This window comes from Candidatus Pelagibacter sp. HIMB1593 (assembly GCF_052047755.1).
In the GTDB taxonomy this organism is placed as follows: domain Bacteria; phylum Pseudomonadota; class Alphaproteobacteria; order Pelagibacterales; family Pelagibacteraceae; genus Pelagibacter.
This window is the reverse complement of record NZ_JBNAJK010000001.1, coordinates 293,500-307,502: the sequence shown is the minus strand read 5'-3', so window position 1 is coordinate 307,502 and position 14,003 is coordinate 293,500. Positions and strand designations below refer to the sequence as shown.

At 31.7% G+C, this 14,003-nt stretch carries 16 protein-coding genes; 2 read left to right on the top strand and 14 right to left on the bottom strand.

The window, feature by feature from the left end; translation table 11 throughout:
* Positions 1-11: 11 nt before the first annotated feature.
* Genes leuB through ffh form a run of 7 tightly spaced genes read right to left on the bottom strand, consistent with a single transcriptional unit; the run spans position 12 to position 6,286 of the window.
* Positions 12-1,118, bottom strand: coding sequence for a 3-isopropylmalate dehydrogenase (gene leuB, locus ACTTA0_RS01650; protein WP_440675721.1), 1,107 nt, complete (start codon positions 1,116-1,118; stop codon positions 12-14).
* Complete coding sequence (leuD, locus tag ACTTA0_RS01645; RefSeq protein ID WP_440613682.1) at positions 1,111-1,716, bottom strand: 3-isopropylmalate dehydratase small subunit; 606 nt, start codon at positions 1,714-1,716, stop codon at positions 1,111-1,113. Before leuD ends, leuB begins: the two co-directional genes overlap by 8 nt.
* The gene (leuC, locus tag ACTTA0_RS01640; RefSeq protein WP_440675720.1) at positions 1,717-3,120 is read right to left on the bottom strand and encodes a 3-isopropylmalate dehydratase large subunit; all 1,404 of its coding nucleotides are present in this window, start codon (positions 3,118-3,120) and stop codon (positions 1,717-1,719) included.
* Positions 3,121-3,131: 11 nt separating this feature from the next.
* Positions 3,132-3,686 (bottom strand): 50S ribosomal protein L19, encoded by a 555-nt coding sequence (gene rplS / locus ACTTA0_RS01635; RefSeq protein WP_440672548.1) that lies wholly within the window; start codon positions 3,684-3,686, stop codon positions 3,132-3,134.
* A gap of 16 nt (positions 3,687-3,702) precedes the next feature.
* On the bottom strand, positions 3,703-4,389 hold the full coding sequence (gene trmD, locus ACTTA0_RS01630) for a tRNA (guanosine(37)-N1)-methyltransferase TrmD (protein WP_440619077.1): 687 nt from the start codon (positions 4,387-4,389) through the stop codon (positions 3,703-3,705).
* 14 nt (positions 4,390-4,403) lie between these two features.
* Positions 4,404-4,910 (bottom strand): 30S ribosomal protein S16, encoded by a 507-nt coding sequence (gene rpsP / locus ACTTA0_RS01625; protein WP_440675719.1) that lies wholly within the window; start codon positions 4,908-4,910, stop codon positions 4,404-4,406.
* Between the two features lie 17 nt (positions 4,911-4,927).
* A complete protein-coding gene (gene ffh / locus ACTTA0_RS01620; protein WP_262589911.1) occupies positions 4,928-6,286 on the bottom strand; it encodes a signal recognition particle protein in 1,359 nt (452 codons plus the stop codon).
* Positions 6,287-6,452: 166 nt separating this feature from the next.
* Between ffh and dapF the strand changes: the two genes are divergently transcribed.
* Positions 6,453-7,277, top strand: coding sequence for a diaminopimelate epimerase (gene dapF / locus ACTTA0_RS01615; protein ID WP_440613678.1), 825 nt, complete (start codon positions 6,453-6,455; stop codon positions 7,275-7,277).
* Entirely contained in the window at positions 7,277-8,194 is a 918-nt protein-coding gene (gene ftsY, locus ACTTA0_RS01610; protein WP_440675718.1) for a signal recognition particle-docking protein FtsY, read from the top strand. Before dapF ends, ftsY begins: the two co-directional genes overlap by 1 nt.
* On the opposite strand, the gene ACTTA0_RS01605 is transcribed toward ftsY, so the two are convergent.
* The 7 genes from ACTTA0_RS01605 to ACTTA0_RS01575 all read right to left on the bottom strand — a co-directional run bounded on the left by ACTTA0_RS01605 (position 8,187) and on the right by ACTTA0_RS01575 (position 13,972).
* Positions 8,187-8,750, bottom strand: a complete 564-nt coding sequence (locus ACTTA0_RS01605) for a hypothetical protein (protein ID WP_440613676.1) — start codon at positions 8,748-8,750, stop codon at positions 8,187-8,189. The two genes, ftsY and ACTTA0_RS01605, sit on opposite strands and share 8 nt — an antisense overlap.
* A 49-nt stretch (positions 8,751-8,799) precedes the next feature.
* The gene (locus tag ACTTA0_RS01600) at positions 8,800-9,516 is read right to left on the bottom strand and encodes an alpha/beta hydrolase (protein WP_440648354.1); all 717 of its coding nucleotides are present in this window, start codon (positions 9,514-9,516) and stop codon (positions 8,800-8,802) included.
* An 85-nt stretch (positions 9,517-9,601) separates the two neighbouring features.
* Entirely contained in the window at positions 9,602-10,507 is a 906-nt protein-coding gene (locus ACTTA0_RS01595) for a DMT family transporter (RefSeq protein WP_440648356.1), read from the bottom strand.
* Between the two features lie 17 nt (positions 10,508-10,524).
* A complete protein-coding gene (locus ACTTA0_RS01590) occupies positions 10,525-10,701 on the bottom strand; it encodes a hypothetical protein (protein WP_179850415.1) in 177 nt (58 codons plus the stop codon).
* Positions 10,702-12,030 (bottom strand): amidase, encoded by a 1,329-nt coding sequence (locus ACTTA0_RS01585; protein ID WP_440648358.1) that lies wholly within the window; start codon positions 12,028-12,030, stop codon positions 10,702-10,704.
* A 6-nt stretch (positions 12,031-12,036) separates the two neighbouring features.
* Positions 12,037-13,398, bottom strand: coding sequence for a TRAP transporter large permease (locus ACTTA0_RS01580; protein WP_262589918.1), 1,362 nt, complete (start codon positions 13,396-13,398; stop codon positions 12,037-12,039).
* Positions 13,388-13,972, bottom strand: coding sequence for a TRAP transporter small permease subunit (locus ACTTA0_RS01575; protein WP_440648360.1), 585 nt, complete (start codon positions 13,970-13,972; stop codon positions 13,388-13,390). The genes ACTTA0_RS01580 and ACTTA0_RS01575 overlap by 11 nt, the downstream gene beginning before the upstream one ends.
* Positions 13,973-14,003 lie beyond the last annotated feature (31 nt).

Sequence of the window (14,003 nt, the reverse complement as noted above, 5' to 3'; positions counted from 1 at the left end):
TACTTAGAGATTTATTGCAATTTTGAAATTATCGCATCGCCCATTTGTGAAGTAGATACTTCTTTCATGCCCTCCGAAAGGATATCTTTCGTTCTTAGACCATCATTTAACACAGCTTGTACTGCATTTTCTAAAGCATCAGCTTCATTATCAAGATCTAAAGAATATCTTAAAGCCATTGCAAAACTTAATACTGTTGCTATTGGATTTGCTAGCCCTTTTCCTGCAATATCAGGAGCTGAACCATGTATGGGTTCATACATTGCTCTCATTTCACCATCTTTATTTTTTGCACCTAAAGATGCAGAAGGTAATAATCCTAAAGATCCTGTTAACATTGAAGCTTGATCTGAAAGCATATCACCAAATAAATTATCAGTAACAATTACGTCAAATTGTTTTGGATTTCTAAGTAATTGCATTGCACAGTTATCTGCAAGCATATGGCTTAGCTCAACATCTTTGTATTCTTTTTCATGAAGTTCCTGAACTTCTTCTTTCCATAGTTGTCCAGCTTCCATTACATTAGATTTCTCACAAGAGGTAACTTTGTTTGATCTTTTTTTAGCAAGATCAAAAGCAACTCTTGCAACTCTAGTAATTTCACTAGTAGTATAAGTATGAGTGTTTATTCCTTTTCTTTCACCATTTTCTATTGGTTTAATACCTCTTGGTTCACCAAAATAAATTCCACCTGTTAATTCTCTTACAATCATTATATCTAAACCAGAAACCACCTCTGGTTTAAGTGTTGATGCGCTAACTAATTGTTCAAAACATATTGCAGGTCTCAAATTTGCAAATAATTTTAATTCTTTTCTTAATTTTAATAAAGCTCTCTCAGGTTTTTTTGAAAACTCAATATTATCCCACTTGGGTCCTCCCACTGCACCAAGCATAACAACTTCACTCTCTAAAGCTTTATAAAAAACTTCATCTGTTATTGGTGTACCGTGTTTATCGTAAGAACATCCACCAGCAAGATCTTCATCTATTTCAAAGTCTAAGGATTTTTTATCATTGAACCAGTTAATTATTTTTTTAACTTCTCCAATTACTTCAGGTCCAATACCATCTCCTGGTAATAATAGAATTTTTCTTTTTTTAACTTTAATCATTAAAAATCCAAGGTTTTTTATCTTTTAATTGATTTTCAAAATTTTCAATTTTGTCAGATTTTTTTAAAGAAAGAGCAATGTCATCTAATCCTTCTAGCAAACATTTTTTCTTAAATGGATCTATTTCAAATTTAATTTCATTGTTTCCATAAATAATTTTTTGATCATTTAAGTCTACAGAAATTTCCTCTTTTCTATTTGCGTATTCAGAAAGTTCTTTTATTTTTTCTTCTTCGAGAATTATTGGTAAAATTCCATTTTTAAAACAATTACTATAAAAAATATCAGCATAACTTGAACTAATCACACAAGTAATTCCAAAATCTAACAATGCCCATGGAGCATGCTCTCTTGATGAACCACATCCAAAATTGTTTCCTGCAATTAAAATTTTTGAGTTATTAAATGGTTCCTGATTTAATACAAAATCATTAATTTCTTTTCCATTATCGTCATATCTCATTTCAAAAAACAAATTTTTTCCAAGTCCAGTTCTTTTTATTGTTTTTAAAAATTGCTTAGGAATAATCATATCTGTATCGATATTTACGATTGGTAAATAAGCTGGAATACTTTTTAATGTATTAAATTTTTGCATTTAATTTTGATACTTTCTTACATCATCTAAATTACCAGAGATTGCAGCTGCAGCTGCCATCCCAGGGCTTACTAGATGCGTTCTGCCGCCTCTTCCCTGTCTTCCTTCAAAGTTTCTGTTTGAAGTAGATGCACATCTTTCCTCTGGTTTTAATTTATCTGCATTCATTGCTAAACACATAGAACAACCTGGCTCTCTCCATTCAAATCCTGAATTTACAAATATTTTATCTAAACCTTCTTGCTCAGCTTGTTCTTTAACCAATCCTGACCCTGGAACTACAATGGCATTTACATGAGATGATATTTTTTTGTCCTTTAAAATTTTGGCAGCTTCTCTTAAATCTTCAATTCTTCCATTTGTACAGCTTCCAATAAAAACTTTATCTATCTTGATATCAGTTGCTGCCATATCAGGTGTTAGTCCCATATATTTTAATGCTCTTTCAATTGAATTCTTTTTATCCTCATCTTTTTCATTTTGAGGATTTGGTACTTTTCCATCGATTGTAATTACATCTTGAGGTGAAGTCCCCCAAGTAATCATTGGTAAAATCTCATTTGCATTAAGATTTATTTCTTTGTCAAAACTTGCATCAGCATCTGTTTTCAAACTGTTCCAATATTCCAATGCCTTTTCCCAATTTTCTCCTTTTGGAGACATGGGTTTACCTTTTAAATATTCAAATATTTTTTCATCTGGAGCAATTAATCCAGCTCTTGCACCACCCTCAATGGTCATATTGCAAATGGTCATTCTCTGTTCAACGCTCAAAGATCTTATTAAATCTCCAGCATATTCAACTACACAACCCGTACCACCTGCAGTACCAATCTTTCCAATGATTTGAAGAATTACATCTTTGGATGTTACTCCTAATGGAAGTGTTCCATTAACATTAATTCTAAAATTTTTTGCTTTCTTTTGAACGAGTGTTTGCGTCGCTAAAACATGTTCAACTTCAGATGTTCCAATACCAAAAGCTAGCGAACCAAAAGCACCATGAGTTGCGGTATGACTATCTCCACACACAATAACTGTTCCTGGTTGAGTAAAACCTTGTTCTGGTCCAATAATATGAACAATTCCTTGTCGTTTATCATCCATACCAAAAAGCTGTACACCAAATTCCTTACAATTTGATTCTAATGTATCAACTTGTATTTTTGATTCCTGATCTGATATCCCTTTAGTTCTATCTGTCGTTGGAACATTATGATCAGCAACAGCTAAAGTTAAATTAGGATGACGAACTTTTCTATTTGAATTTCTTAAACCTTCAAAAGCTTGTGGACTAGTAACTTCATGAATTAAGTGTCTATCGACAAACAATAAAGCTGTTCCATCTTCTTGCTGATCTACTAAATGATCATTCCAAATTTTATCGTAAAGAGTAGTGGACATTGAAAAAAAAATTATTTTTTTTCTGAAGTACTTTCTGTTGATTGTTCGGCAGTAGCTTCCTCTGTCTTAGGGGCTTCTTCTTTTGGAGCTTCTGCAGCTGATGCTGCTTCTACTTTAGGAGCCTCTTCCTTTGGAGCTTCTGTTGGTGGTGCTACATTTTCTTCAGTAACTGTTTCAGGTTTTGCATCAACATCAATACCAATTTTTTTTCTGATTTTTTCTGCAATCCTTGCTGATTTACCTGTTCTATCTCTTAGATAGTATAATTTTGCTCTTCTTACTTTTCCTGATCTAATAACTTTAATTGAGTCAATTAAAGTTCCATAAAGTGGAAATGTTCTTTCAACACCTTCACCAAAAGAAATTTTTCTAACTGTGAAAGACGAGTTTAAATCTCTGCTTTTTTTTGCAATACAAACGCCTTCAAAATATTGAATTCTCTCTTTTTTTCCTTCTGTAATTCTAACACCTACTTTAACTACATCTCCAGGGTAGAATTCAGGTATCTTTTTTTCTGAAAGTATTTTTTTAACGTTATGTTGATTTATCTCTTCAATTGTTTTCATAGTTATATTTATCAAATTAATTCTTCTTATATTTTTCCCATAAATCTGGTCTTCGGACGCGTGTTATAGCCTCAGATTGAGATAAACGCCAGTGTTTAATTTTACTGTGATCTCCTGACAAAAGTACTTCAGGAACCGCTTTTTCCTCCCAAATTTGAGGTTTTGTGAACTGAGGATACTCTAATAATCCATTTTCAAAACTTTCGTTTACCGTAGAATTCTCATTCCCCAGAACACCGGGTAAAAGTCTCAAAATACTATCAATCACCACAAATGCTGCTGACTCTCCTCCTGATAAAATAAAGTCTCCAATACTAACTTCTTCTATATTTCTCGTGCTTAACACTCTTTCATCAACTCCTTCGAAGTGTCCACAAATTATCGAAACCGATTTTTCCTTTGATAGTTCTTTGGCATAATTTTGATCAAATTTTTTTCCTCTTGGAGATAAATATAATATTTTTTCTCCCTCATTTTTATTTTGATCTAATGATTTTGCTAATACATCAGCTTTCATCAACATACCTGAACCACCTCCATAAGGAGTATCATCTACAGTTTTGTGTTTATCATCAGCAGCATCTCTAATGTTTACTACTTTTAAATTCCAAATATTTTTAGACATTGCTTTTCCATATAGACCTTTAGACAAAGGACCAGGAAAAATATCTGGATAAAGTGTAAACACTTGAGCTTGCCACATAGATTATCCTTAGTTTATTTTTTTTCCTCAGCTGGAGCTTCTGCTGCTGGAGCTGCTTCTGCTTTAGGAGCTTCTTCTTTAGGAGCTTCTGCTGCTGGAGCTGCTTCTGCTGCTGGAGCTGCTTCTGCTTTAGGAGCTTCTTCTTTAGGAGCTTCTGCTGCTGGAGCTGCTTCTGCTGCTGGAGCTTTAGGAGCTTCTGCACCATCTTCCTCTTTTTTATTTCTTTCTTTCTTAGGGACAGCTTTATTTGGATTATTTCCAGCTGCTGGCATAGGGATTAAATCATTTTCACCTAAAATTCTTGCAACTCTTGTTGTTGGTTTAGCACCTTGACCTAGCCAATATTTAATTCTTTCAGCTTCAAGACCTACTCTTTCTTTTTTATCTTTAGGAAGTAGTGGGTTAAAAAAACCAACTTTTTCTATAAATCTTCCATCTCTTGGGAAACGACTGTCAGCTACAACAACTTTGTAAACTGGTCTCTTTTTAGAGCCTCCCCTTGATAATCTAAGTTTTAACATTTGTTCTCCTTATTTTATTATTTTAGTTTATTAAATAGCTCTGGTGGTATCCCTTGATCAGACATACCTTTCAGATTTCCTTTTGACATCTTTTTCATCATTTCAGACATCATTTTAAATTGCTTAAGCAATTTATTGATAGTGGCTGGATCTGTGCCAGAGCCATTAGCAATTCTTTTTTTTCTTGAACCATCAATTACTTTTGGATTTTCTCTCTCTTTTTTTGTCATTGATAAAATGATAGCTTCGTTTTTTGTTATAATACTTTCGTCAATCCCTGCTGAATCCATTTGAGATTTAATTTTAGATACTCCTGGCATAAAAGACATGATCCCCTCAATGCCTCCCATTTTTTTCATTTGTCTTAATTGAGAAAGGTAATCTTCCATAGAAAATTGACCCTTTTTTAAATTTTCCTCAGCTTTTTTAATGTTCTCTTCGCCTAAATCTTGAGCAGCTTTTTCTACAAGAGAAACAATGTCTCCCATTCCTAAAATTCTATTTGCTATTCTATCTGGATGAAATACCTCAAAATTTTCTATTTTTTCACCTATACCCAAAAATTTTATTGGAACATTTGATACATATTTCATACTCACGGCAGCTCCACCTCTGGCATCACCGTCAGCTCTAGTTAATATTATTCCAGATAAGTTAACTGTGTTTTTGAACTCTTTTGCAACTGAAGCAGCAACTTGACCTGTAAGAGAGTCCGCTACAAGAAAAGTTTCTGCTGGATTAATAATGCTCTCAATTTGTTTGATCTCGCTCATCATTTGTAAATCAATTTGAGTTCTCCCAGCTGTATCAAACAAAATTATATCTGCTCCATTTAGATTTGCTGCACTCATGGCTCTTTGGCAAATATCAGTTGGTTGTTGACCTTCAATAATTGGAAGTGTCAAAATATTATTCTGTTCACCTAAAGATCTAAGCTGTTCTTGTGCTGCTGGCCTATAGATGTCCAAACTGACCATCATCACTTTTTTCTTTTTATTATCTTCTAAATATTTAGCTAATTTTGCAGTAGAAGTTGTCTTACCCGAACCCTGCAAACCAACCATCATCATAGGAACTGGTGGTACAGCATTTAAATTTATGTCTGCATTGCTAGAACCTAGTAAATTTACTAGCTCATCGTAGACAATTTTTACAACCATATCTCCAGGAGAAGTTGATCTTATAATTTCTTGTCCTAAAGCTTTAGGTTTTACGTTTTCAACAAATTCTTTTGCAACATCTAAAGAAACATCTGCCTCAAGTAATGCTTGTCTAATACTTCTCAAACCCTCATCTACCTGAGCTTCATTCAGAGAGGGTGCTTTTTTTAAAGAAGAAAAAATTTCTTCAAATTTATTTGTTAAATTTTCAAACATATATTTTTTTGTTACGCATAGCAGTAACGCACTAGTGGGCGAACTCTCGCTGACTAGTGTCGATCTCTTTGTTTCCAAAGACACCGCAAAGTTAATGTTTTTGCGGAAACGGCAACAACCTATAATAGAGGTTCAAAAAGTCAATAAATAAGTTAAATATCTAATTATGAATATTAAAGCATTTAAAATGGACGGTTTAGGCAATGATTTTGTAATTATTGATAATAGAGAAAAAGTTACAAATCTTACCAAAGACCAAATAATTAAAATTTGTGACAGAAACTTTATAGGATGCGACCAACTTATATTAATTAATAAAGACCAAGATTACGATGCTTCAATAGAATTTTTTAACTCTGACGGTGGGATTTCTGGTGCATGTGGAAATGGCACAAGGTGTGTGGCTGAGCTATTAGGAAAAGAAAAAAATAAAGACACGATTATATTAACAACTTTATCTGGCCATTTAAAATCTCATATTTTAGGAGAAAAATTAGTATCTACTGAAATTGGTTTGGGCAGAACTAAATGGAATGAAATTCCATTATCTCAAGAATTAGAAACTAAAAACTTAAATATTAAAATTGTTGATTCAAATAATAATGAATTTTTTGGAGGAACGGCCGTCAATGTGGGAAATCCTCATATAATTTTTTTTGTGGAAGACAACGAACAATTCAAAATAGAAAAAGTTGGCCCAGAAATAGAAAACCACAAACTGTTTCCAGAAAAATGTAATGTCACAATAGCCACAATAGTAAACAAAGAGTTAATAAAGGTAAAAGTTTGGGAAAGAGGAGCTGGTTTGACAAAAGCATGTGGAACTGCAGCTTGTGCTACTGCCTTTGCTGCTAAGCAGGCAGGACTTGCTAGCGATAAAGTTAACATCGAATTTTCTACTGGAAGATTGACGATATCTATAGATGAAAACAATAGTATCCACATGAAAGGTCCTGTTTCTGATATAAAAGAAATCGATATAGAAATTTAATGGGAATTTTCGAAAAATTTAAATCAGGATTTAAAAAAAGTGCTTCAGCTTTTACATCGGGCCTAAGAGATATAGTTGTCAAAAAAGAAATTGATGACAAAACTTTAGACAGAATTGAAGATTATTTAATTCAATCAGATGTTGGGGTAGCTTCTGCCTCAGAAATTAGAGAAATAATCTCAAAAACAAAAATAGATCCAAACAAAGATTTAACTGCTGAGATAAATAATATTCTTAAAGACTACATTATCTCAATTATGAAACCTCTAGAAAATAATGAATTTTTTAAAAATAAAGAAAAACTTAATGCCATTTTAGTTTCTGGAGTTAACGGCGTTGGTAAAACAACAACTATTGGGAAAATTAGTAAAATATTAAAAGAAAATGGTAATAAAGTTATGTTGGCAGCATCAGATACATTTAGAGCTGCTGCTATAGAGCAATTAGAAAATTGGGCAAAAAAAATTAATGTTGAAATTACAAAATCTTCACAAGGATCTGATCCTGCATCTGTAGCTTATAAGGCAATAGAAACTTCTATATCAAACAATTTTAATCAAGTTTTAATTGATACTGCTGGAAGACTGCAAAATAAAAAAAACCTAATGGAAGAATATAAAAAAATAGCAAACGTTACAAAAAAAATAGATGAAAGTGCACCTCATGATGTGATTTTAGTTTTAGATGCAACTTCAGGTCAAAACGTTTTAAATCAAGTTGAAGAATTTAATAAAATTATCCCAATTACAGGCTTAGTGATGACAAAATTAGATGGAACAGCTAAGGGAGGAATACTTCTGGCTGTAGCCAAAAAGTATAAAATACCAATTATTGCACTTGGTTTAGGTGAAAAGGAAGATGATCTGCAAATTTTTGAAGCTGAAAAATTTGCTGATGCGTTTACACAAATTACTTAATTAAATTACTAGATATTAAAGGTTTATAGAAACTACATCTGTAATTATCCTTAAATTTGTAGTGTCCGCAGTCCTTTGCAATAGAGGAAATAATGAAATCAAACTTTCCATTAGTTGGATATAAATCTAATTTCTTTTCAACAATATCGTATTTGAAATTTACTTTTAAACTTTTAACAGCACTAATCATTACCAATGTTTTGTTATCCTTTAATAGATAATAAGCAAAATCATCTGGAAAAACTGGAAAATTATATTCCTTTAAAAAATTTTTTGCTTTTCTTGGAAACCATTCATAAGAAATCAATGGTGATGATACTTCTGTTTTATAATCATAAATATAAAGATCTTTAGGGTAATCATTGATGTAATTACTTACTTCCCCTTTTGCTAATATAGCCTTTTCTCTTGGTTTAAAATACAAAGCAAAATTTTCATCATGCGAGTTCATTTGATCAATAAAAAATAAATTTTCAATTGAAGACAAATTTTCTTTAGAAAAAGAAGTTCCTGAAATAAGAAAAGTCAAAAAAATATAAATGAATAATTTCTTCATGATTAGAAATTAATTAGAATTTTTGGAATAAAATTGTTTTGATTGTGGCTTAATTTAAACTTTTTATAAATGAACCTAGTTGGAAAACCATATTATTATCAAATTCCATCATATGATCGTCATGTTTGGTAAAATAAGAGGACTTTGGATCATTTGCTAAATCAAACATCTTCTTTCCCATTGAAAAAGGAACAATTTGATCTTTTTCGCCATGCATAACTAAAACTGGAATATTAATATTTTTTATTTTTTCATCATTTTTATATTTATCTTTCAATATTAGAGAGACAGGAATGTATGGATAAAAATTCTTAGCTGCAGCAATCATTGAAGTGAAAGGTGTTTCTAAAATTAAACCAGCATATCTTTTATTTTGAGAAACTTCAGTTGCAATTCCTGTGCCAAGTGACTCTCCATAAATGATTAAATCACTGTCACTCAAACCTTTATTTTTAAGCCAGTTAATTGCACTTTTTCCATCCTCATATAAAGCATTTTCAGATGGTTTTCCTAAATTTCCACTAAATCCACGCCAAGCGATTATTAAAAAATTTACATCCATATTTTTAAAATGATTTAATTTATGAATTCTATTTTCTAGGCTTCCTGCATTTCCATGAAAATAAACAACAGTCTTAAATTTTTTCAAATCTTTTTCATGAAACCATCCTAAAAGGCTAATGTTATCTGCTGTTTGAATTTGAACTTTTTCTATTTCTACTTCTATTTTATCTCCTGAATAATTATTTTCCTGGGGATGATACATTAGATTTCTTTGAAATATAAAAAGATAAGCTAGTAAAATAAAATATATAACTGAGATCCAAAATATAATTTGCAAAATTAATTTCCTAGGTTTTGGTATCATAATTTTTCTTTGCTAAGTAAACTCCAACAAAAACAAGTGCAGTACCAATATAATGAAATGTTTCTAAATTTTCATCAAACAATATAAATCCGTAAATTGCTGCATAGATAGTAAATACATATAAGGTAAAGCCAGTAAGTGAAGCTCCTAAGCTTTCTTGAGCTTTAGTATATAAAGTAAATGCTATAATTCCTGGTGAAACGGCTGCAAATATAGTCCACAATAAAAAATCAGAATTAAATATAGTTTGTTCAAAATAAATTTCTTCCGCCAAATAAAATGGAAATAAACTTACTGCACCAAAAAACGATATCATAGAAAATCTAGTAAAAATCGATAATTGAGATTTCCAGTAAAATAAATAAATCGAATATAAGGCCCAGCCAATCGCAGCTGCTAACATCCATAAATCTCCAATGGTGAAATTTAAATTTAAAAGTAAATTTAAATCTCCTTTAATAATAATTGCTAAAACTCCAACTAAACACGAAATCAAACCAATAATTTTTAATAAATTAATTTTCTCTTTAAAAAATATTGCAGAAATTATAATTATAAAAATAGGAGATGAGGTATAAATAATTCCCATATTTGTAACAGTCGTTGTTTTACCTGCTAAAAAAGGAAAAGCCCCACAAACTCCACATCCCATTGCTCCTAGAAAAAATAATTTTGAATATTCATTTTTAATAACTTTGAAATTTTTTTTTAATGATGAATATGTGAAAGGTAAAAGAAGTAAAAATACAAACGTCCACCTCCAAAAAGCTAATGAAATTGGGGGCACAAACTCAACACCACCTCTAGCAACAATTAAATTAGATGCCATAAATATTGGTTGAATAAATAAAAGAGATAAAGCTAATAAATTTTTATTTTGACTAGACAATTGTATATTAAGAAAAATTATTTTTTATCGAAAAACGCTTCGTAAACCATCATAAAAATTGCTCCACCCATTAAAATATAAACAGGAAGAACATCAAAAAATCCAATCATCGATGATCTAGTCAACGTTGTTGCAAGTCCTACTAAAAAAGCAATTGCGAGAAGAGAACCTAAAAATGTTGTAAATTTTTGCATTTAATTATTACATTCCTTTTCTAACCAATTAGCAACACCTAAAAATCTTTGATCATCATATTTTGCGCCAATTAATTGTACACCTAAAGGTAAATTGTTTTCACCTTGAAGTATAGGTAATGATATACAAGGTGTACCTAAATAAGACCATACTTTATTAAATTCTGCCGTTCCTGTGCTTTTTAAACCTTTCAGTGCTACTCCAGGGCTAGATGGGGATAAAACTCCATGATAATCCTCAAAAACTTCCTTATAAGATTCATAACTTCTTTTCATAAAATCTATAGCTTCTGCATATTCTTTTGCAGAATGTTTGTTACCTTTTGAAATTGCATCTTGCATATACTTGGATAATTTTTTCTTATACTTTTTATAATAGAGTGAAAAATTATTAGCTAAATCTGTCTCATGAATTATTTGATGGTATTTATGAATATCTTTAAAGTACGAAGGAGTATCAAAAACTTCGATATTATTTTTGAATGATTTTATAAAGTAATCAAATGCTTCTCTTGATTTTTTTCCAAGAAGCTTCCAATGATCAGTTTTGTAAAAAATAAATTTAGGATCAAACAAAGGTCCTTTTTTTGTTTCTGCTAACATTTCATCACTAGAGTAATGAACTGTTGCTGTATCATAATTATCTTTTTTGATTAAAATTTTAGCAAGAAGAGCAACATCTTCTACCGATCTTCCAAAAACACCAATGTGATCTAATTTTTCAGAGGTTTTTAGAACACCATTTCTACTAATCAAACCATAACTAGGCTTATAACCAACAACTCCACAATAAGATGCAGGTCTTATAACTGAACCTCCTGTTTGAGATCCAATTGCAAGCGGAGCCATAAAAGAAGCTACTGCTGCTGCAGATCCACTAGATGATCCACCTGGGGTTCTGGAATAATCATGAGGATTTGTAGTTTTTGAAGGACCTAAAAATGCCAATTCCGATGTTGCTGTTTTGCCCATTATAATTGCTCCAGCAGATATTAATAGATCAACTATTTCAGCATTCTGAGAATATGATTTCCCTTTTCTTATTGATGTCCCACATTCTGTAGGCATATCGACAGTTCCAACAATATCTTTTACCGCAACAGGTATTCCATGAAGTGGACCGAGTGGTTTGCCTGATTTCCTATGTTCATCAGCCTCTGATGCCTTTTCTAATAAAAGTTTTTTATCTAAATGCGCCCATGCTTTTACGTCTTTTTCAAATTTATTTACTCTGTCTATATAAATTTTACATAACTCTACTGATGTAATTTGTGCTTCTTTAATTTTTACAGCAAGTTCTTCAACTTTTAATGAAAAAACATCTGTCATTTTCTTTTATTGTGCAAATAAAGTTTCCGGTAACCAAAGCGCTATTCCTGGGAACATATACATTAAAAACATCGCAAATATTACAATTGCTAAAAATGGCATTATTCCTCTGAATATATCCATAAGTTCAACATTAGATTTTTGAACTCCTTTTAAATAATAAGCCGACATAGCCATGGGTGGGGTTAAAAACGATGTTTGTAAATTTAAAGCAATTAACATTGCAAAGAAATATGGATTAACACCAAATACTTCTAACAAGGGTAAAAATATTGGAACAAAAATAATTAAAATTTCAGTCCATTCTAAAGGCCATCCTAGAAGAAAAATAATTATTTGAGTGATAATTAAAAACTGCCAAGTCGTAATATTTATAGAAGTAAAGAAGTGTTCAAAAACCTCGTGTCCTCCCAAATAAGAAAACACCGATGAAAAAGTCCAGGAACCAATAAACAGCCACATGATCATTGCAGTTGTTTTAGCTGTTAAAAAAACAGACTCTTTAAAGTTTTGCCATTTAAGTGTTTTATAAAACCAAGATAAAAGTATTGCCCCAAAAGCTCCTGCTGCAGCTGCTTCTGCTGGAGTTGCAATACCTGCCAAAATAGTACCTAATACAAGCATAATTAAACCAAACAGTGGAACGAAAGAAACCAAAACTTCTTTTAAAATTTCACCAGTTGGTGGAATATCTTCTTTTGGAGGTCTAGGTGCAATAGATGGATTTAACCATGCTCTAAATACTGCATATGCAATGTAAAGACCTGCTAAAAGTAGACCTGGAAATATTGCTGCTGCAAAAAGTCTTAATGGTGATAGTTGGGCTATTACTGAATAAACAATAAGCATGATACTCGGTGGAATTAAAATTCCTAAACATCCACCAGCGCAAATAATTCCTGACGCAAATTTTTTATCATAACCTGCTTTAACCATTGCAGGCCATGCTAACAGTCCCATCAAAGTTACAACAGCACCAATAATTCCTGTAGCTGTCGAAAATAATGTACACGTAATTAATGCAGCCACCGCCATTGAAGCTGGAAGTCTATGTGCGGCCAATCTAATTGCAAAAAATAGTTTAGCTACGATCCCTGCTCTTTCAACTAGATATCCCATGAATAAAAATAAAGGCACAGCCGTAAGAACGTTGTTGTCCATAACAGTATAAGTATTTTGAACAAACAATTGGAATATACGATTATCAAAAATGTGCTCCATCATTGTTGCATCGTAATAAGCAAAATATCCAAAGCCTATTCCCATAGCCATTAAAGTGAAAGCAATCGGGAAACCTAAAAGAACTGCAAACAAAAACATACCCATCATTAAAATTGCAATTTCTGGATTTGTTAAACTAAATAACATTTTTTTTGTCCTCTTCTTGAGCTGTTCTCATTAAAACTTGTTCTGTTTCTTCAGCAACGACCATTCGTGCTGGCCATTGTCCTGTTTGAATACATATAATAGATCTAAATACTTCACTGATGCCTTGAATAATTAATAAAACACCTGCAGCTGGTATCATCGATTTAACCATATAAATTTGGATTTGAGCTGGACTACTCCAACTAGTCTCTTTTATTTTCCAAGCAAGCGCAGCATATTCATATCCATAAAAAGCTAACGCGATCACACCTGGAAAAAAGAAAATAAAGTATAAAACTAAATCAATCCAAGCCTGAGTTTTTTGACTAAATAATCTGTAAATAACGTCACCTCTAACATGTGATTCTGTTGCTAAACAATATGCTCCTGACATCATTAAAATTGCACCATACATCTGCATACTAAAATCAAAGTTCCAAAGTGTAGGTGAATTAAAAACATAGGCCATAACTACTTCATAAACAGTTCCTCCCATTAAAACTACTATGCACCAAGAAAAAGCTTTCCCCATTGATGTGCTGAGAGTATCTGCAAATTGTATAAATGGCTTCATATCAAAGAAATATATTAAAATACGTGTAAAA